The sequence below is a fragment of the Serratia sp. NPDC078593 genome (assembly GCF_050268245.1).
In the GTDB taxonomy this organism is placed as follows: Bacteria; Pseudomonadota; Gammaproteobacteria; order Enterobacterales; family Enterobacteriaceae; genus JBNNGK01.
This window is the reverse complement of sequence record NZ_JBNNGK010000004.1, coordinates 240,759-260,411: the sequence shown is the minus strand read 5'-3', so window position 1 is coordinate 260,411 and position 19,653 is coordinate 240,759. Positions and strand designations below refer to the sequence as shown.

The following is a 19,653-nucleotide window of genomic DNA, read 5'->3' as shown; positions in this document are numbered from 1 at the left end:
GGGTAAGGGAAAACCCGCGCCAGGCCGGTTTTCCACTGTGAATTTATACAGATTTCTGGCAGGGATTATATCAGCGCTGTCAGCGATGCCAACTGCGTTATCTCAATATGCGGCAGCAGACGGCTGTCAGTAACCTGCATCAGGCTACGCTGCCGGTCGTTGATCCAGCAGGCTTGCATACCGGCACGTAGCGCTCCCGCCACGTCAGTGGTCAGATCATCCCCCACGTGCAATAGGTTTTCCACCGCGATATTCAGCCGCTCGGCGGCCACATGGTACATATCTTGGTACGGCTTGGCGCGGCCATCCGGTCCTGAACGCAGCACAAACTGAAAATAACCGTCCAGCCCGCACAGCGCCGGATCGGCGTTCCCATTGGTGATCGCCACCAGTGGATAACGTTCACCGAGTGCGCGCAGTGTGGCATGGGTTGCGGTGGGCACATCAATACGGCTGCGCCACTGGGCAAAATGTTGCATCGCAGCGTCGGCTCCCATCGCGGCTTCGGCATCACGCAGCCCCTGACGACTGAGCGCCAGATGAATGGCACGCCAACGCCATTCGGTAACGTCGTGATAAATCTCTGGATCCTGCTCGCGCAGCTCTAACCGCAACCGATGGAAATCGGCCGACTGAAAATGGCGCAACCCTGGGTGATACCCTTGTAAAAAGGCAACCGACTGTTGCTCAGTCTGTGTGATCACCGGACGATTATCGTATAACGTATCGTCCAGATCGAAAGTCAACGCCGCTAATGGCCGCAGCGAACGATAAAAACGCATCAGGATTTCCCCCGTTTGGCACGCGGATGCGCGGCATCATACACGTTCGCCAAATGTTGAAAATCGAGATGGGTATAAATCTGCGTGGTGGTGAGGTTAGCATGGCCCAGCAACTCCTGCACCGCGCGCAGATCACCGCTCGATTCCAGCATATGAGTAGCAAACGAGTGACGTAGCTTGTGCGGATGAATATGGCTGTTAACGCCCTGTTTAACGCCCCATTGCGCAAACCGTTTTTGCACGTTGCGCGGCGAAATCCGCTTACCTTGGTTAGACAGGAATATGGCATCGTCATCAGGCGCAAACAGCTCACGCATCGCCAGCCAGTGTTCTAGCCACGTAACGGCAGTACGGCCGATCGGTAATTTTCGCTCTTTGCTGCCCTTACCCATCACCCAGATTTCACCGGCAGCCAGATCGACATGACGGCAATCCAGCCCAACCAATTCCGATAATCGCAGCCCGGCACCGTACATCACCTCCAGCATCGCGCGATCGCGCACCGCGAGCGGATCGTTAAGATCGATCGCCAACAGTTGGCTCATTTCGTCAACATCGATGTTTTTAGGCAGATGACGGCCGCTACGCGGCGTGCGAATCCCCTTCGCCGGGTTAGCGGCAATTGTGCCCTGACTCACCAACCAGTCGAGAAAACTGCGCAGCGCGGAAAAACGCAGTGCCAGGCTAGACGATTGTAACCCGGCGCGTTTGCTGCGCGCGGCCAATTGACGCACTTTGGCGGCGTTCAACTGCGGCCACTCAGTAATGCCCAGCTCGGCTGCCTGCGCCATTAGCGCCTGCAACTGGCGGCAGTAATTGGTTTGGGTCAGTGGGCTGAGCTGCCGCTCTACTTTGAGATAGCGCAGGAAAGCGTCCACCGGCTGCTGCAGGCTGGCCGCTAACGCTGTCATGAGCGTTCGACCCAACGTTCCAGCAATTCCGGCAACATTCTAGCCAGTTGGTTGAGCATCACGGTGCCCATACCTTGCTGATAATGTTGCGTATCACGGCTGCTAAAGATCACCATCCCCAGATCGCCACGATCGCCCAGCAGTGATAAGGCAACCGAACCCACCTGTTTTGCCTGTGGCAACAGCAACAACAGCTCAGGGCCGTTCAGGCTGCCAAGGAAGTGCTGCTCATCACCCAGCCGTTGAATGCGCAGCGGCTCAAATGCTGAGCGCGACAAACCGAGATGCGTAAAATCAGACGGAGCACCGATGTTCCAACGATCGCTGAACAAGCGGATATTGGCACCTACCAAACCGAAACCACGCGCCCAACGCTGCAACCGATTGAGCATGTCCTGTAGGCTTTCCGCCGTTGCCAGATTGGCTTGCAGATGTAACAGGCTGGCAAACAACGTTTCATTGGCACTGGCTTGTTCCATCAACAGCGTAATTTCTTCTTCCAAACGAGTAATATGATTGCGTTGACGCGCCAAGTGCCATTCCACCAACGACACGGTGCCCCGCACGGGGTGCGGCACCCGCATCTGTTCTACCCACCGCGCATTACGGATAAAGAAGTCTGGGTTTTGCAGCAGATACTGCATTACCACGTCGTCATCGAGCTCAATGGCTGCGATGGCCTGATCGTCAACGCTTTTCATAGATGAATAAATCCGTCATAAACATGGGTTGCCGGGCCGGTCATAAACAACGGGGTGCCCGCCCCTTTCCATCGTATATGCAGACTGCCACCCGGCAGCTCAACATGTACCTCTTCTGACAGCAATTCTTGTTGAATCCCAACCGCCACGGCCGCGCAAGCGCCACTGCCACAGGCCTGCGTTTCGCCAGCGCCGCGCTCGTAAACGCGCAGCTTGATATGATCGCGGCTGACGACCTGCATGAAACCAATATTGGCACGTTCAGGAAAGCGATCATGACTTTCCAACACCGGCCCCAGTAAGTCTACTTTAGCAGTTTTGACATCATCAACCTGCAACACGCAATGCGGGTTGCCCATCGACACCACACCGGCCAACACCGTGTGTTCGGCTGCACGCATGATGTAGGTTTTTTCCGCCTTGGTGGCACGGAATGGCACCGCCTGCGGCTCAAAATTCGGCTCGCCCATATTAACGCACACCCGATCATCGTCGGTGACACTCAATACCATACGACCGGTTTGGGTACTGACGCGAATATCACGCTTGTTGGTCAACCCTTTCAGCCGGACAAAGCGGGCAAAACAGCGGGCACCATTACCGCACTGTGCGACTTCACTGCCATCAGCGTTGAAAATGCGATAGTGGAAATCAAGCTCAGGATCGTAAGGCGGTTCTACCACCAGCATCTGATCGAAACCAATGCCCAAATGCCGATCGGCCAGCCGGCGGATCAGCTCTGGTGAAAAATAGACATTCTGTGTAACGGCATCGACCACCATAAAGTCGTTGCCCAGACCGTGCATTTTGGAGAACTGCATATCATACTCCGCTAGCTGGACGTGCTATATCCATCATACGTTAAGTCGCACCGTTATTGGCGCAGCACATCGCCACGATGCAACTCGAATTATTTTGGGTATACACTGTGTGGTGTGACGCCCAGCATCGCACATCGCGTTATTCCGCGCTCATTGACGGCTTTTGCTGTGAACCAGGAAGATCCTGCTGATTCTTCTGTACCTGATCGCCCGTCTGTACCGGCGGCGTGGCTGGTTTTTGCGTTGCCGGATCGGCCGGTGGGAAATACAGCGGGCCTTTCAGACCGCAGCCAGAAAGCCCAGCGAGCGTCACGGCCAGTAACGCGTAGCGTAATTGTTTTTTCATTTGCATTAATGCCTGTAATTCATGCATCCAAGCTCTCTATAATCGGTAGATGGATCATGAAAAGCAATAGGAATTGAATATGAACGACAGTGAGTTTCACCAGTTGGCAGACCAACTGATGCTGAATATCGAAGAGACGCTGGACGATTTTGACGGCGATGCGGACATCGATTACGAAACTAACGGCGGTGTAATGACGCTAAGCTTCGAAAACGGCACCAAAATTATCATCAATCGCCAAGAGCCCTTGCATCAAGTGTGGCTGGCAACGAAAGCGGGCGGTTATCACTTTAACGACCAAGATGGCGTGTGGATCTGCGATCGCAGTGGCCGCGCATTCTATGAGGTATTAACTGAGGCGGCCAGCGCACAAGCGGGCGAGGACGTGCATTTTAGCGCATAGCCTGCGCCATCCGGGGGCAGAATCGACCTCAAGACACCAGAGGTTGTGCCCCCAAGACATCAATGCAATTGAAATTGTTGTTTCAACGGCTGCGGTACACTGCCGTCCGCTAAGGGAACACATAAGCTCGACAATGCATTACTGCGAAATGGAATTACCTGCGTGCGATCGTCAATTTGTACGATCTGATAAAACTGGGGCAAGTTGAAGTTGATGAAACTGGAGCCGTAAGTAAAGCGATCATGCGACGATGAATAAAAACGGCTTACGTCGCGCACCAGCTCTTCTTTGCTGCCTTCACAATGGTGATACACTTCAACGCGGTTGGACTCATCCAAAATATAAATGTTGAAGCCTTTCTCATCAGTCGTATCTTCGAAGAAGAACTGGATGATGCCTTCACTGGCGAAACCGTCCACCACCGGTGGCAAATGAACCTGATCGGTTTCGACCTTAATCGACAAGCCATGCAGTTTATTGTTGGAGATCGCACCGTAAAACTCGACGGCGTTTTCCAATTTCTGTACTGACACACTTAATCGTTCGAAGAACAACCCCCAAGTCTGCCCGGCAACGCGTACCGCTTTAAAGCGGCCCGGTTCAAGACGCGTACTGGAAAGTCGCAGTTCAATACATTCAGTGATTAATTGCTGAATTCGAGTGCGAATCAGGCCACGTAGGTGCTGGCTGTAGCAGAACACCTCGACCGTCTCCGGTGGCGCAGCATCCTGATGCATCTTCCCGAGAATGGTTTTTAACGCTTCCAGTACCGATTGCTCACCGCTGAAATGCAATGTGCGCACTTCATTCCACGAATTGCGATACAGCAAATCGATGCTGCCCACCAGGCATTGCTGTTGTTGACCAAAACTGAATACATCCAGCTTGCGGAAATCAAAGTGCACCACCTGATTGCGGAAGGCCGCTGTCGGATCGTTTTCCAAATTGACGATGATCGCCAAATGACGAATCTCACAAGGGCTGTATAGCGCTTTGGGCGTTGGCGCAGGCAAACGCAGTGGGAAGCTATGCGAGACATCCGCCACCAACTCCTGCAACTTCGCGGTATCACATAGGTTGCCGCTTTTAATGTGCAGACGCGTACGCGATGTCAGTAAGCCGTTGAAATAGGCCCAAGCCACCAGCTTGTTGAGATAGCGGTTATATTCCAACGGTTGATGACTAACGATAGAATCCATCGCGGGTGCCTGATTATACAGATACCAACCGGTGCGGTTAGCACGGCCAATCGGCACATGAATAAAGGTTAAATCGTTTTCCGACAGATCGGGCGAAATTTGCGGGTTAACCAGCGTAACCTTACCCGGCAACGCTTCAAACGCCGCGTACAGCTTGCGGGTCAGCACGCCAATATCCTGCGGGCTGGCACTGACACTCAAGTTGTTACGCCGTGCGAAGCGGATCAAATTACGATAGCTCTGCATCATCGCATCAAGCAATTCATTATGCGCTTCGCGCACCCGCCCTATCTTCCAATTGGCGCGGTTATCCAAAATTGCCAACCGCGTGTCATCCCAGCCCCATTCACTGACTAATTGGCTCAGGATCTCACGTCGCCACCCAACACTGGCATGGGTGAGTGACAGTTTTTCACACACTTTAAGATAGAAACAACGGCGAGCCAGATCGAGACGAGGCAGATCATTAATCTGGGTTAAATAGTGGGTAACCCGTTCCAACATCATGCAGTAGGCATCGAGGCCAAAGCAGACAATTTCGCCTTGATGCAGACGTTGTTTGATGCCCATCGCCAACAGTTGCGTATTGGGGTATTCCCAAGAGTAGGCTTCCAACAACAAGGTTTTCAGCACCGCTTTGTACGGCGAATCGATGCTTTTATACAGTTGCCACAGGCTGGCACCGAAGTATTCTTCTGCCGACAGCGTGCTCAGGCCACCGAGATCCAACCATTCATTTGGCGTCAACGCGCCTTGGGAATAGAGCGATAACACATACTCATCGTAATGCGCTTCTTCATCACCAGGCACCATATTCCATAGAATACGTTTGCCGGCCAAACGCACTGCGGTGCGGTAAAACTCATCCAACAGCAAAATATGTTGGGTGGAACCACAATCCTCACCGCCCAAGCTGCCGCTTTCATTATGGCGAAAACGGTTTTCATCGATCAGGAAGAAGCTGACTTCCACGCCCATTGAGGCCGCCCATTTTTCTAACAGGCTGCATTTTTGCTGTAAGCGATGGCGTTCTTCATTATCGAGCCAAGATTGATGACAGACCCAGATATCCAAATCCGAGCTGCAACTTTGGCCAATTGACGAGGTGCTGCCCATCGAATAAACACCGGTAATGGGCAATTCCCCACTGGCGAGTTTTTCAAATGGGCTGCCCCATTTATCTTCTAAATCATTTAGATAAGATTGTTGGCTTTCATCGGGCGTGTAGAGGCAGATACCATGGGGAACGTTACCATTTAGGTAACCCGGCATCAGTGGATGATGATGATGTAATAAGGTTGGCAACAAACTGTAAACCCGTTGAAAAGCAGGTTTCATTGCAGCCAAGGCGCGATCGATACGTAATTGATTGATCGCATCCAGTCTTTGTTTCAGTGTCTCGATGTAGAGGTACAAGACGTCTCGCCTGATTATCCCGGTGCCTAGAAAAAAACCCGTATTCCATAAGCGCCGTTAGTTTAGAAGAATAGTTGACGACTTATTGCTGGAAACGTGATCAATTTAACACCTTGCTGATTGACCGTAAAGAAGGTAACGCGACACACTGAGCCTGGCGTTTCTCTAAACGATTTACCTGCAGTGTTAACTGCCCCCTAAATTTATCCACCTCCCTTTGATTCCGTTATCCTTTCTTCGCTTATGGCTTCTTACACTGACAGTTTATATCCTCAGTGGTAGGATGAACGGCGAATTATAAAAACGGTAACAAGCATGTTAGACAAAATTATTCGAATTGCCACCCGACAAAGTCCGCTGGCGCTCTGGCAGGCTCATTATGTGCAGCAGCGCCTGATGGCAAGCCATCCGGGTTTACAGGTTGAGCTGGTGCCGATGGTAACGCGCGGCGACATTATCTTGGATACGCCGCTGGCAAAAGTCGGCGGCAAAGGCCTGTTTGTTAAAGAACTGGAGCTCGCGTTACTGGAAGGGCGGGCGGATATCGCCGTGCATTCGATGAAGGACGTGCCGGTAGAATTTCCTGCCGGCCTAGGCTTGGTGACCATTTGCGAGCGCGACGATCCACGCGACGCATTTGTATCCAATCGTTATCCGTCACTCGACCAACTGCCGCAAGGCAGCGTGGTGGGCACCTCTAGCCTGCGCCGCCAGTGCCAATTGCGCCAACGTCGCCCTGACCTGATTGTGCGCGATCTGCGCGGTAACGTCGGCACGCGTTTGGCCAAGCTTGATAATGGCGATTACGACGCGATTATTCTGGCCGTTGCCGGGTTAAAACGTCTGGGATTAGAACAACGCATCCGCGACGCGATGCGTCCCGAAGAGTCGTTACCGGCCGTTGGCCAAGGCGCAGTAGGTATTGAATGCCGCCTTGATGATGACGTCACGCGCGCTTTACTGGCACCGTTGAATCACGACGACACCGCGACTCGCGTCTGTGCAGAGCGCGCGATGAATACGCGGTTAGAAGGCGGTTGTCAGGTGCCGATCGGCAGTTACGCCGAGCTAGACGGCGATCAACTGTGGCTACGCGCGCTGGTCGGTGCACCCGATGGCAGCCAGATGGTACGCGGCGAACGCCGTGGCCCGCGAGCACAGGCGGAACAAATGGGCATCGAACTGGCGGAAGAACTGCTGGCTAAGGGTGCGCGTGAAATTCTACATGAGGTTTATCAGGGAAATCCTCCGGCATGACAATTTTGGTCACTCGCCCCTCACCTTTCGGTGAACAACTGATAAGCCGCCTGCGCTTGCTGGGGCGAATTGCCTATCATGCTCCGTTGATTGACTTCGCCCCCGGAGCCGATCTGCCTCAACTGCCACAAGCGCTACAGCAGCTCCACTATGGCGATTTGGTATTCGTACTGTCGCAACACTCCGTCAATTATGCCCATTCGGTCATCGGCCGCGCGGGTCTGTCATGGCCGGTGAAACCGAGCTATTACGCCATCGGCCGCAGCACCGCATTGGCGTTGCATCGCATCACCAGCCTACCGGTGGAATACCCTCACGAACGGCAAATTAGTGAAACACTGCTATTATTACCTGCCTTGCAAAAACTTGAAGGCAAGCAGGCGATGATTTTACGCGGTAACGGCGGGAGAGAGCTGCTCGGCGATACATTGCGCGAACGTGGTGCCAACATCAGCTATTATGAATGTTATCAGCGCAGCCCAGTACATTACGACGGCGCGGAGCAAAGCGCTCACTGGCAACGTGCTGGTATTGATACACTGGTGGTCACCAGCGGAGAAATGTTACAACAGCTTTATAATTTAGTTCCTGATTACTATCGTGTTTCTTGGCTATTGCATTGCCGCCTGATAGTCGTCAGCGAACGCCTCGCTACCCTCGCCCGGGAATTGGGCTGGAGCAGTATTCGGGTAGCCGACAACGCCGATAATGACGCGCTTATCCGCGCGCTACAATAAATCTGACCATGGGATGTACCACTATGACGGAACAAAATACCCCATCCGCCTCGGTTGAAGAATCAAACCACGCGGCTGAGAGCCCACAACAGCCAGCGGCAGAGAGCCGTAAAAGTAAAGGTAGTCATACCGGCCCGGTGCTCGGTGCCATTGCCATCGTATTGGTTATCGCACTCGGCGCAGGGGGTTATTACCATACGCACCAACAGGCACAGACGTTGATCGCCGCAAATCAAAGCCTGCAACAACAAATGTCCGATCTCAAACAAAGCCAGCAGCAGGAAAAAAACGCGCTGGAAGCGTTGTTGCAACAGCAGGGCAAAACGTTAGAAGCCGCCGATCGCGAGCAAAATTCGCTATCGCGCCAATTGACCGAGTTACAGGAAAAAATCGCCACGATATCTGGCAACGATGCGAAAACCTGGCTGCTCGCTCAGGCCGATTTCCTAGTGAAAATGGCCGGGCGTAAACTGTGGAGCGATCAGGACATCACCACCGCAGCGACGCTGCTGAAAAGCGCCGACGCCAGCCTGGCAGATATGAATGATCCGAGCCTGATGGATGTACGTCGCGCCATTACCGAAGACATCAGTGCACTGTCTACCGTCGCGCAAGTCGATTTTGACGGCATTATCCTTAAGGTAAATCAGCTTTCCAATCAGGTAGATAACCTGCGTCTGGCTGATAACGACAGCGACGAAGCGCCGATGGATCAAGACAGCTCCGAACTTTCCAGTTCGCTGAGCGAATGGCGGCAGAACCTGACTAAAAGCTGGCATAACTTTATGGCCGACTTTATTACTATCCGTCGGCGTGATAGCAGTGCCGAGCCGTTGTTGGCACCGAATCAAGACATCTACCTGCGTGAAAACATCCGTTCACGCCTGCTGGTTGCAGCTCAAGCGGTACCACGCCATCAAAACGAAACCTACAAGCAGTCGTTGGAAACCATCTCCACATGGGTGCGGGCTTATTTTGATAACAACGATCCGGCAACCAAAGCCTTCCTCGAGGACGTAGACAGTCTGAGCCAGCAGCCTATTTCAATGGACGTGCCGGAACAGCTGAAAAGCCAGCCTCTGCTAGAAAAACTGATGCAGACCCGCGTGCGCAATCTAATGGCGCAAGGCACTGCCACCCATCAGGAGGGATAAGCCATGTTACGCGTGTTATTCCTGTTCCTGGTGCTGATCGCCAGTGTGGTGGTAGGTCCGATGTTAGCGGGTCACCAAGGTTATGTGCTGATCCAAACCGACAGCTACAATATTGAAACCAGCGTCACCGGTCTGGTCATCATCGGCATTCTGTTATTCGTGATCCTGTTTATCATCGAATGGATCCTACGGCGCATCTTCCGTACGGGTGCCCGTACCCGAGGCTGGTTCCTTAGCCGTAAACGTACCCGCGCAAGCAAGCAAACCAAAGCGGCGCTGGTCAAACTGGCCGAAGGGGATTACAAACAGGTCGAGAAGTTGCTGACGCGCAACGCCGATCACGCCGAACAGCCGGTGGTGAACTATCTGTTAGCCGCCGAAGCCGCACAGCAGCGCGGCGATGATTTCCGTACTAACCAATATTTGGAACGTGCCGCAGAAGCCGCGGATACCGATCAACTGCCGGTTGATATCACCCGCGTGCGCATCCAGTTGGCGCAGGGTGAAACACATGCGGCGCGACACGGCGTCGATGCTCTGCTTAATCAGGCACCGCGTCATCCAGAAGTACTACGTCTGGCGGAGCAGGCCTATCTGCGTACCGGCGCATACGCTTCGCTGCTCGAAATCTTGCCATCGATGAGCAAAATCAACCTGCACAGCGAAGATGAATTGCAGACCTTACAGCAACAGGCCTATATCGGCCTGATGAATCAAGCGATGGCGGATGAAGGCAGCGAAGGCCTAAAACGCTGGTGGAAAGATCAAAGCCGTAAAGTTCGCCATGACGTGCTGTTACAGATCGCGATGGTGGAACATTTGATCGAGTGCAACGATCACGAGATGGCACAAGAGATCGTGATCGATGGCCTGAAACGCCAATATGACGAGCGCTTGGTGCTGCTGATCCCACGTATTAAGTCTGGTAAACCGGAACAGTTGGAAAAAACACTACGCCAGCAAATCAAACAACATGGCGAGACGCCGCTCGTGAATAGCACCCTCGGCCAGTTGCTGATGAAACAAGGTGAATGGCAGCAGGCAAGCGAGGCATTCCGTACAGCGCTGGCGCAACGCCCAGATGCCTATGATTATGCTTGGCTGGCAGACGTACTGGAAAAACTGCATCGCTCGCAAGAAGCCGCAGAAATGCGGCGCGAAGGGTTAATGCTGACCCTGAAACAAAACGGCGAGTAACACAATTAGCCCTTCAGCAAAAGCGTGACCAACCGGTCGCGCTTTTTTTTCGGAATCCATTGCCCCACAGCTTGCCTTCACTGCTTGTCGCTACCATCAGCACTACTGCGTGCGTAAATTAATAGACAAAAAAAACACTTGCCGTTAGGCAAGTGTATAAAGAAGCAATCAGGTCTAGAACAACAGGGGTGGTGCCTCACTCAACGTTATGCCCGGAGTGTGATGTCCGCATCGCAAAGCAACACTTTCATCGTTCTGGTGGGCGATAGGCACCTTAAATCGGCTCTGCGTCATTCCCAGGGTTTATGAGGCCTTCGGCGAACATAAGAAATGGAATGAGCATCTACGCACTCAATAATGCACTTACCATGCCAACTTTATAGATATAGACCGATTTGTATAAAATTAAAAACAATTAATTGATTATTAACGATTTTGTTTTTTAAACCATTTCCCATCGGTTAACCGCCTCAATCTCGCTCATCGCGCAGCCGGCAGAAGTGTCGCTTAATAACGACGCCTTAGAGTGAAGTCATTTTATTGATTAAAATTCAATGCATTACGTGTCTCTCGTTAGCGACAACCCATGACCGCTTCGTCGCTAAAAACCAACAGTACATCACCGTCGTGGCCGGCCTATTTGCGGTATTCACCATCGGTTAACCACGGGCGCGGCATGCCACGCCCCTACGCACAAACCGCTGGCGATCGTGTCAGCCACCGTTACCACATACACCGTAGTGGCCGGGCATGCCCGGCCTTGTTCACAGCATTCAGCATCGGTTAACAGCATTCAGCATCGGTTAACAGCATTCAGCATCGGTTAACAGCAGGCGCGGCATGCCACGCCCCTATGCACAAACCGCTGGCGATCGCGTCAACCATCAATACCACATATCCCGTAGTGGCCGGGCATGCCCGGCCTTGTTTGCAACATTCACCATCGGATAACCACGGGCGCGGCATGCCACGCCCCTACGATGGAACTCGGTAGCAATATGGGCAGGTTAGAGACACATTCAGCGTGAGACGGTCGCATTCATCTCGGAGATAAATGGCTTATAGCCGTATTCATCCCAGCGCTGGAGCGTGAACCACAGCCGGAAGATACGAAACTCCCGGTATAGCGGGTTCAGCACATCATCATCATCGAGGCCAAAGTGATCCTGAATACGGTAGTGCACCTTCGCCCTGAAACTCTCTCTAATAACTATCAAATATCAGCCCTGTATTCCGACCAGTATGCTTCAGACCCCGGCGAGAGATTACGCGCGAAAAAAAGACCTCAAGAAGATCATTTTTGAAATATGCGTAATTATCGATAAAACAGCCCTGTATTTTGGCTCCAATCAATCCACAAAAGGGGCTTCTTTTCGACACATCGAGCATCTACAGGCATTTCATCAAAGCACAATAGGTTTGAGTCTTGATCCGTTTCACCGTCGATACGATATCCACTGCCAAAATCCATAATGGTCACGCTGTAATAACCATCATCATCTTTATGTGGAATACCATACTTTTCCTGAATCATTGCCTTATTAGCTTCCCACCAGGCTATCTGACGATTTTTCAAGTAAGGGAAATGTTTAACTAGCAGTATATCACCGTGACAGTCGTACATTTTGCTGCATTCGTTCTTTCCTTGAACGGCAGATATTTCAACTGGCGTAAGAAACTGCCACAGCACATAACCACAGGTAGCCACCGCAATAACACCCGCTATCAGTCGCTTATTCACCCCGCCTCCCGCTAATTTCCACGGTCGCATTCATCTCGGTGATAAACGGTCTGTAGCCGTATTCATCCCAGCGCTGAAGCGTGAACCACAGCCGGAAGATACGAAATTCCCAGTATAGCGGGTTCAGCACATCATCATCATCGAGGCCAAAGTGATCCTGAATACGGTAGTGCACCTTCGCCCTGAAACTCTCTCTAATAACTATCAAATATCAGCCCTGTATTCCGACCAGTGGGCTTCAGACCCCGGCGAGAGATTACGCGCGAAAAAAAGGATCTCAAGAAGATCATTTTTGAAATGAATATGACTACCAATAAAACTGCCCTGTGTTTTGACTCCAACCAATCCAACGCAGCGGCTTTTTTTCGATGCAGCGGGCTTCTACAGGCATATCATAGAAGCACAACAAATCCGAATCTTCATCTGTCCTTCGGTCGATACGATACCCGTTCCCAAAATCCATTATATTCACACTGTAGTAACCATCTTTAGCCTTGTGAGGGATGCCATATTTAGCCTGAATCATGTCTTTGTTGGCTTCCCACCAGGCTATTTGTCGACTTTTCAGATACGGAAAATGCCTGACCAGAATAATATCGCCTTTATGTACTGCCACGATCTCAACCGGCGTGAAAAACTGCCAGAGCAGATAACCACAGGTAACAACCGCAGCTACTACCGCAATCAGTCGCTTATTCACCCAGTCCCCCGCTGATTTCTACAGTGGCATTCATCTCGGAGATAAACGGTCTGTAGCCGTATTCATCCCAGCGCTGAAGCGTGAACCACAGCCGGAAGATACGAAACTCCCGGTATAGCGGGTTCAGCACATCATAATCATCGAGGCCAAAGTGATCCTGAATGCGATAATGCACCTTTGCCCTAAAACTCTCTCCCTCAACTTCCAGCGACTCCAGCGTGATATGCGTCGACCATGTGTCGTGGACGGTAATCACCAGTCCGTTAGTCTTGTCAATCAGACGGTCAAATTTAGGAAGAACAGCACCACTTAAGTCCTTAAAGTTACCCCTTTCATCGAATAACTTGTCCTTTTTATCGAGTGGAATAAATCCATATTCGTAGTTGATTGCAGTTTTCAGCACTCTTTTAATTTTCAGCAAAGAGCTTTGTTCAGATTGGTCGCCAAGGATCTGCTCTTTCAGCGCCCTGTCGAGTAGCGGGCTGCTGTACGGAGTGCCGCTGTTCTCCTGCATATGGGTAATCATCTCGGTGATGATGTTTTTGTACGGTCCGTGGAAGGAATACACCTTTGCCAGCTCCCGGAACTCATCAAACATCAGCCCTGCGCTTTCCTCCTTACTCACCCTCCTGACAGGTTCATCTGGCAGCATGGCCCGCTCATAAGGGGACAAAAATGGATAAGGGTTAAGCGGCGCCTTTGCTGTCAGAGTGTAAGGATTAACCTTTGTTGAAACATTATCAACATCGATACGGAAACGGTTCCTGAGCGTCAGGATATCCAGATCGCCGTGATGCATGTCCTTGGCCTGATAGTCATCCATCCGGTTCTTTGTCTGGTAAATCAGTGCCGGTAGTGGAAGGGGGGCTGGCCGGGACTCAGAAGTTAGCTTTTTCGCCGACTGTGCGTGCTGTTCCGGCTCAGTATTAAGTTTTTTCGCCACCTGCGCATCCTGCCCGGACGCAGAGGCCACCGCCGCTCTCTTATTCTGCGGTGATTGATAAGGGCCATGTGACATAAAGGTCTGGGAGGGAATAAAGAACGCTCTGCACGGACAGGTTGAGCGGCTGTACAGCGAACTCGCGGCATAGCTACCATGAATGATATCACCTAGATAGCCCCCGTCCACGCTGTAAGTTCCGGGATGCTTACCGCAGGATACCGGACTGCCATTAACGGCTACATAGCTGTTATTTGGTCCTATCTTTTTTTCAGGTCGTCCGTTCAAAACACTACCGCCGCAGGTGGTTCTATCCCCTTTAACGATCCAAAATCCTTTTGACATAACTCCCTCTTTTCATGTGGTTAAAATCCCCCCAATGATACACCTCCAAAGCAGGGCTTCAAGTTCAGCCAATGAGCATTGAAAATAACACCCATTGTATAATCCGCCATTCCGCGAAGGCGCTCTCCCAATCGTCCAGCCTTTTCGAATAGTCCTGCTGTAGCTGCTCTAACACACTCAGCAACTGTTTTTCCAGCTCCGTCATTCCCTATTTCCCCGCCAGTATCATCCAGTCCGAATCCTCGCTATACCGCCCCCCTACGCGAACGGCACTGGCGATCGCACAGCCATCAATGCCACATATCCCGTCGTGGCTGGGCATGCCAGGCCTGTTTGCGGTATTCAACATCGGTTAATCACGGGCGCGGCATACCACGCCCCTACGATGGATCTCGGTGGCAAGATGGGCACGATGCCAGCAATCACAACGTTCGTAGTGGCCGGGCATGCCCGGCCTGTATTTCACCGCCGAGACTGCTGACGGGCGCGGCGTGCCACGCCCCTACGCACAAACCACTGGCGATCGCATCAACCATCGATACCACGGGAAATAGCACCAATCAGAAGGGCGCAGACAGATTCGGGCACATTTAGTTTTGGGTAATTTTGATGTGAACGGAAAGCGGAGACTAAGAATCCAACGCGATATCACATACACCGTAGTGGCCGGGCATGCCCGGCCTATATTTGACCGCCGAGACTGCTGACGGGCGCGGCATGCCACGCCCCTACGCACAAACCGCTGGCGATCGCATCAACCATCGATACCACGGGAAATAGCACCAATCAGAAGGGCGCAGACAGATTCGGGCACATTTAGTTTTGGGTAATTTTGATGTGAACGGAAAGCGGAGACTAAAAATCCAACGCGATATCACATACACCGTAGTGGCCGGGCACGCCCGGCCTATATTTGACCGCCGAGGCTGCTGCGGGCGCGGCGTGCCACGCCCCTACGATGGAGCTCGGTGGCAAGATGGGCACGATGCCAGCAATCACAACGTTCGTAGTGGCCGGGCATGCCCGGCCTGTATTTCACCGCCGAGACTGCTGACGGGCGCGGCGTGCACACGGTAGAACGTCAATCGTAGTGGCCGGGCACGCCCGGCCTGTATTTCACCGCCGAGGCTGCTGCGGGCGCGGCGTGCCACGCCCCTACGATGGATCTCGGTGGCAAGATGGGCACGATGCCAGCAATCACAACGTTCGTAGTGGCCGGGCATGCCCGGCCTATATTGGACCGCCGATGCTGCTGACGGGCGCGGCGTGCCACGCCCCTACGATGGAGTCCGGGGACAATATGGGCAGGTGCAATTCATGTTCAGTGACAGACTATGCCAGCTAACACCGGAGGCCGCACTGTTCGTAGTGGCCGGGCATGCCCGGCCTGTATTTAACCGCCGATGCTGATGACGGGCGCGGCGTGCCACGCCCCTACGATGGAATCCGGGGACAATATGGGCACGATGCCAGCAATCACAACGTTCGTAGTGGCCGGGCATGCCCGGCCTATATTTAACCGCCGATGCTGATGACGGGCGCGGCATACCGCGCCCCTACGATGGAAGCCGGGGGCAATATGGGCAGGTGCAATTCATGTTCAGTGACAGACGATGCCAGCTAACACCGGAGGCCGCACTGTTCGTAGTGGCCGGGCATGCCCGGCCTGTATTTAACCGCCGATGCTGATGACGGGCGCGGCATACCACGCCCCTACGTAAACTCCAGACGTAAAAAAACCTGCTAAAAAGCAGGTTTTCTTGAAAGTGGTCGGCGAGAGAGGATGACTCGCATCTGCGATGCTTGCCCTACGGGCCGTTGCTAAAGCAACGTGGTCTCGCTTCGCTCGGCTCAAACCTCCTTCGGAGGCTCTCATCCTCGTAAACTCCAGACGTAAAAAAACCTGCTAAAAAGCAGGTTTTCTTGAAAGTGGTCGGCGAGAGAGGATTCGAACCTCCGACCCACTGGTCCCAAACCAGTTGCGCTACCAAGCTGCGCTACTCGCCGATTTTGTGTTGCTGATACTACCTAATTTCAAAGCTTATGTCTATGTAACTCTTAAGTTTCTCAGACATTTTGTGTGGTGCGAAGAGAGGGACTTGAACCCTCACGTCCGTAAGAACACTAACACCTGAAGCTAGCGCGTCTACCAATTCCGCCACCTTCGCACAATCACAAAACCGCTTTTACTCTTTTCTTTACCCCTTAGGTAAAGATGGGGTGGCTAATGGGACTCGAACCCACGACAACTGGAATCACAATCCAGGGCTCTACCAACTGAGCTATAGCCACCATTACTCTTTACTACTTCACGCGGTAATCATACCACCGCAGCTCTTGCGCACAAACTTAATGGCGCGCCCGACAGGATTCGAACCTGAGACCTCTGCCTCCGGAGGGCAGCGCTCTATCCAGCTGAGCTACGGGCGCGTAGCGCCGTTGCGGGTGGGGATACTACGGTTTTCAGCCCATCCTGTCTAGTGCTTTTTCGCAGAAATGTTGCGTTTGATTACGCTTTGCTCAGTCTGGTATGCGAAAGGGGCTAGCTTAGCCCCTTTTACGCGATTATTGCTGGTTTTCTGGCCGAGTGTCAGCGTAATGGCGTTGCTTGTGCATACCAAACACAAAGTAACACAGACTCACCACGGCCAGGAAAAGCGTCCCCACGAATAGCGATATGCGCGTATCGGGATTAATTCCCATCCCTACCAGAACACAAAGCAAGAAAGCGAGAGTCAGATAGTTCACATAGGGGAACATAATCGATTTAAACCCATGGGTTTTGATCGCCTCTGCGTGTGCGCGTCGAAAATAGAGCTGACTTATCAACACCACAAACCACGGCACCATCCCCGGCAACACGCTCGCGCTATAGACGTAGACAAACACCTGCTGCGGATTGGGAATAATGTAATTCAGCAAAGACCCTAGCAGTAGGCAAGCGATAGTCACGCCAATACAGTTAACCGGCACACCGCTGGCCGAGAGTTTGGTGAGCGATGCAGGCAACTGACGATTCTGTGCCAAGGCATACAACATGCGGCCACCGCTGTACATGCCGCTATTGCAGCCAGAGAGCGCGGCGGTCAACACGACAAAATTGATAATGCCAGCGGCTGCCACAATACCGATCTTGGCAAAAGTCAGTACGAATGGGCTACCCGCCGTGCTGATACCGTTCCAAGGGAAGATGGTGACAATCACAAAAATGGCGCCCACGTAGAAAATCAGGATGCGCCATAGGATATTATTAATCGCCCGCTTCAACGTGACCTGTGGGTTCTTCGCTTCACCGGCGGTAATCCCCACCAACTCAACGCCCTGATAGGAGGCGACCACAATACACAGCGCAAACAGGAAGCCTTTCCAACCACCGGCAAAGAAACCGCCGTGTGCCGTCAGGTTAGCGAAGCCAATCGGCTCGCCACCGTTGCCAAAACCAAAGAAAATCACCCCCAGACCAACCAAAATCATCACAATAATGGTGGTGACCTTAATCATTGCAAACCAAAACTCCAGCTCGCCATACAGCCGCACCGCCGCTAAATTAGCCAACGCCACCATCGCCACGGCGATCAACGCCGGCAACCACTGCGGTATTGCCGGGAACCAGAACTGTACATAGACGCCGATTGCGGTAATTTCCGAGATGCCAACCGCAATCCACATAAACCAGTATCCCCACGCCGTGAGATAACCAAAGTAAGGGCTCATATATTTATGGGCATAGACGGCGAACGAGCCCGCTACGGGTTCAAGAAACAGCATCTCCCCCATCGAGCGCATAATAAAGAACACGAAAAGCCCGGCAATGATGTACGCCAGCAACACCGACGGCCCCGCCCATTTCAGCGTACTGGCCGATCCCATAAACAGGCCAACCCCAATCGTTCCGCCAAGCGCAATCAACTCAATGTGTCGAGCTTCCAACCCACGTTGAAGTCCTTGCGGTTTTTCTTTACTTGCCATAAATCCTCAGTCGTTATGCTCTGGCCGCGTTTGTCTGTGTCGTTATCGTTTTAACGGGGATATCCCTGCAAAAATAATCCACTGCCCGTACTAAACGGGCGGTGGGCCGGGATCGTTCCGTATTTCGCGGCCATAAGCAAACCACGATTTGAAATTTTATAGAATAAATAACAAGGGAATGATTACTGGGAGTTATAGATCTGCGGGTGATTTATACGACTTGTTGGTTATGCAAACAATAAAAAACGCCGAAGCGGCACACACCGCCACGGCGAGAACCTCACATTTTTCCGCCATAGTAATAGCCGACGAATTTCAGCAGCTTAATCTGCCTACGGATACGGCTAGGCTGGCTGAGCAGACGATACAACCACTCCAGGCCGAGGTTTTGCCACACCTTAGGCGCTCGCTTAACATGGCCGGTAAACACGTCGTAGGTGCCGCCAACGCCCATATACAGCGCCTGCGGATGCACCTCGCGGCAGTCACTCATCAGAATTTCCTGCTTTGGTGAGCCCATCGCCACCGTCACAATGGCCGCGCCGCTGGCATGGATGCGCTCAAATAGCGCCTCTCGCTGCTGCGGGCTAAAGTAACCGTCTTGGCTGCCAACTATGTTGACGTTCCATAACCGCCGCAGTTTTTCTTCCGTTTCCGCCAATATTGCCGGTTTCCCTCCGATCAGAAACACCGGTGTCCCTTCCTGCCCGGCGCGCTGCATCAGCGCTTCCCACAAATCCGCGCCGGCGACGCGGGAAACATCCGCCCCAGGGAATTTACGCCGCATCGCGCGTACCATGCTAATGCCATCGGCATATTTAAACTCGGCGTCGTCCAATAAGGCGCGCAACGCGGGATCCTGCTCAGCGGCCAGCAGCTTCTCTGCATTCATCGCCACAAGCCGCCCCTGCTTCATCTTGCCGCCGTCGAACAAAAAATCCAGACAGTGCGCCATATTACGGAACCCCCACAAGCGAAAACCGCGCAGCGCATATTGAGGAACCGAAACTTTTGCTTCCATTGTTATTGTTACC

18 protein-coding genes, 4 tRNA genes, 1 other RNA gene and 2 pseudogenes are annotated in these 19,653 nt (G+C 52.6%); 5 read left to right on the top strand and 20 right to left on the bottom strand.

Annotated features, from left to right (window positions below; all coding sequences use genetic code 11):
* Positions 1-65: 65 nt before the first annotated feature.
* The 5 genes from yigB to lptM all read right to left on the bottom strand — a co-directional run bounded on the left by yigB (position 66) and on the right by lptM (position 3,561).
* Entirely contained in the window at positions 66-782 is a 717-nt protein-coding gene (yigB, locus tag ACQKDS_RS06875) for a 5-amino-6-(5-phospho-D-ribitylamino)uracil phosphatase YigB (protein ID WP_399667730.1), read from the bottom strand.
* Positions 782-1,693, bottom strand: a complete 912-nt coding sequence (gene xerC, locus ACQKDS_RS06870; RefSeq protein WP_399667727.1) for a tyrosine recombinase XerC — start codon at positions 1,691-1,693, stop codon at positions 782-784. The genes yigB and xerC overlap by 1 nt, the downstream gene beginning before the upstream one ends.
* Positions 1,690-2,394, bottom strand: coding sequence for a DUF484 domain-containing protein (locus ACQKDS_RS06865; protein WP_399667724.1), 705 nt, complete (start codon positions 2,392-2,394; stop codon positions 1,690-1,692). The genes xerC and ACQKDS_RS06865 overlap by 4 nt, the downstream gene beginning before the upstream one ends.
* Positions 2,391-3,215, bottom strand: a complete 825-nt coding sequence (dapF, locus tag ACQKDS_RS06860) for a diaminopimelate epimerase (RefSeq protein ID WP_399667721.1) — start codon at positions 3,213-3,215, stop codon at positions 2,391-2,393. The genes ACQKDS_RS06865 and dapF overlap by 4 nt, the downstream gene beginning before the upstream one ends.
* 139 nt (positions 3,216-3,354) lie before the next feature.
* Positions 3,355-3,561 carry an LPS translocon maturation chaperone LptM gene (lptM, locus tag ACQKDS_RS06855; protein WP_399667718.1) on the bottom strand — a complete coding sequence of 69 codons (207 nt, stop codon included), beginning with the start codon at positions 3,559-3,561 and terminating at the stop codon, positions 3,355-3,357.
* A gap of 79 nt (positions 3,562-3,640) precedes the next feature.
* On the opposite strand from lptM, the gene cyaY reads away from it, so the two are divergent.
* Positions 3,641-3,964, top strand: a complete 324-nt coding sequence (gene cyaY, locus ACQKDS_RS06850) for an iron donor protein CyaY (protein ID WP_399667715.1) — start codon at positions 3,641-3,643, stop codon at positions 3,962-3,964.
* 59 nt (positions 3,965-4,023) lie between these two features.
* On the opposite strand, the gene ACQKDS_RS06845 is transcribed toward cyaY, so the two are convergent.
* Positions 4,024-6,579: a class I adenylate cyclase gene (locus tag ACQKDS_RS06845; RefSeq protein WP_399667712.1), complete on the bottom strand. Its 2,556-nt coding sequence runs from the start codon at positions 6,577-6,579 to the stop codon at positions 4,024-4,026.
* Between the two features lie 315 nt (positions 6,580-6,894).
* Between ACQKDS_RS06845 and hemC the strand changes: the two genes are divergently transcribed.
* From hemC to hemY, 4 genes are read left to right on the top strand one after another with little or no spacing between them, the layout of a single operon-like run.
* Positions 6,895-7,836: a hydroxymethylbilane synthase gene (gene hemC, locus ACQKDS_RS06840; RefSeq protein WP_399667709.1), complete on the top strand. Its 942-nt coding sequence runs from the start codon at positions 6,895-6,897 to the stop codon at positions 7,834-7,836.
* The gene (hemD, locus tag ACQKDS_RS06835) at positions 7,833-8,573 is read left to right on the top strand and encodes a uroporphyrinogen-III synthase (protein WP_399667706.1); all 741 of its coding nucleotides are present in this window, start codon (positions 7,833-7,835) and stop codon (positions 8,571-8,573) included. Before hemC ends, hemD begins: the two co-directional genes overlap by 4 nt.
* 23 nt (positions 8,574-8,596) lie before the next feature.
* Entirely contained in the window at positions 8,597-9,727 is a 1,131-nt protein-coding gene (gene hemX, locus ACQKDS_RS06830; RefSeq protein ID WP_399667703.1) for a uroporphyrinogen-III C-methyltransferase, read from the top strand.
* Positions 9,728-9,730: 3 nt separating this feature from the next.
* The gene (gene hemY, locus ACQKDS_RS06825) at positions 9,731-10,924 is read left to right on the top strand and encodes a protoheme IX biogenesis protein HemY (protein WP_399667700.1); all 1,194 of its coding nucleotides are present in this window, start codon (positions 9,731-9,733) and stop codon (positions 10,922-10,924) included.
* A gap of 1,019 nt (positions 10,925-11,943) precedes the next feature.
* Here hemY and ACQKDS_RS06820 read toward each other — a convergent pair.
* From ACQKDS_RS06820 to wecG, 14 genes and pseudogenes are all read right to left on the bottom strand, one after another.
* A pseudogene (locus tag ACQKDS_RS06820) lies at positions 11,944-12,126 on the bottom strand (DUF3289 family protein); the annotation flags it as partial.
* A gap of 113 nt (positions 12,127-12,239) precedes the next feature.
* Complete coding sequence (locus tag ACQKDS_RS06815) at positions 12,240-12,665, bottom strand: DUF943 family protein (RefSeq protein ID WP_399667698.1); 426 nt, start codon at positions 12,663-12,665, stop codon at positions 12,240-12,242.
* Positions 12,658-12,873 carry a DUF3289 family protein gene (locus tag ACQKDS_RS06810; RefSeq protein WP_399667695.1) on the bottom strand — a complete coding sequence of 72 codons (216 nt, stop codon included), beginning with the start codon at positions 12,871-12,873 and terminating at the stop codon, positions 12,658-12,660. The genes ACQKDS_RS06815 and ACQKDS_RS06810 overlap by 8 nt, the downstream gene beginning before the upstream one ends.
* 99 nt (positions 12,874-12,972) lie before the next feature.
* Positions 12,973-13,365 carry a DUF943 family protein gene (locus tag ACQKDS_RS06805; RefSeq protein WP_399667692.1) on the bottom strand — a complete coding sequence of 131 codons (393 nt, stop codon included), beginning with the start codon at positions 13,363-13,365 and terminating at the stop codon, positions 12,973-12,975.
* Entirely contained in the window at positions 13,358-14,650 is a 1,293-nt protein-coding gene (locus ACQKDS_RS06800; RefSeq protein WP_399667689.1) for a PAAR domain-containing protein, read from the bottom strand. Before ACQKDS_RS06800 ends, ACQKDS_RS06805 begins: the two co-directional genes overlap by 8 nt.
* 103 nt (positions 14,651-14,753) lie before the next feature.
* A pseudogene (locus ACQKDS_RS06795) lies at positions 14,754-14,855 on the bottom strand (MbeD/MobD family mobilization/exclusion protein); the annotation flags it as partial.
* A gap of 790 nt (positions 14,856-15,645) precedes the next feature.
* Positions 15,646-15,873, bottom strand: coding sequence for a hypothetical protein (locus ACQKDS_RS06790; RefSeq protein ID WP_399667687.1), 228 nt, complete (start codon positions 15,871-15,873; stop codon positions 15,646-15,648).
* Positions 15,874-16,417: 544 nt separating this feature from the next.
* Positions 16,418-16,546, bottom strand: a non-coding RNA gene (locus tag ACQKDS_RS06785) — RtT sRNA.
* 34 nt (positions 16,547-16,580) lie between these two features.
* Positions 16,581-16,657, bottom strand: a tRNA-Pro gene (locus ACQKDS_RS06780).
* A 74-nt stretch (positions 16,658-16,731) separates the two neighbouring features.
* Positions 16,732-16,818 (bottom strand) — tRNA-Leu (locus tag ACQKDS_RS06775).
* A gap of 48 nt (positions 16,819-16,866) precedes the next feature.
* Positions 16,867-16,942: transfer RNA gene (locus ACQKDS_RS06770), tRNA-His, on the bottom strand.
* A 61-nt stretch (positions 16,943-17,003) separates the two neighbouring features.
* A tRNA-Arg gene (locus ACQKDS_RS06765) sits at positions 17,004-17,080 on the bottom strand.
* 135 nt (positions 17,081-17,215) lie between these two features.
* Positions 17,216-18,619 (bottom strand): bifunctional threonine/serine APC transporter ThrP, encoded by a 1,404-nt coding sequence (gene thrP, locus ACQKDS_RS06760; RefSeq protein ID WP_399667685.1) that lies wholly within the window; start codon positions 18,617-18,619, stop codon positions 17,216-17,218.
* Positions 18,620-18,899: 280 nt separating this feature from the next.
* Positions 18,900-19,640, bottom strand: a complete 741-nt coding sequence (wecG, locus tag ACQKDS_RS06755; protein WP_399667682.1) for a lipopolysaccharide N-acetylmannosaminouronosyltransferase — start codon at positions 19,638-19,640, stop codon at positions 18,900-18,902.
* Positions 19,641-19,653: the final 13 nt, after the last annotated feature.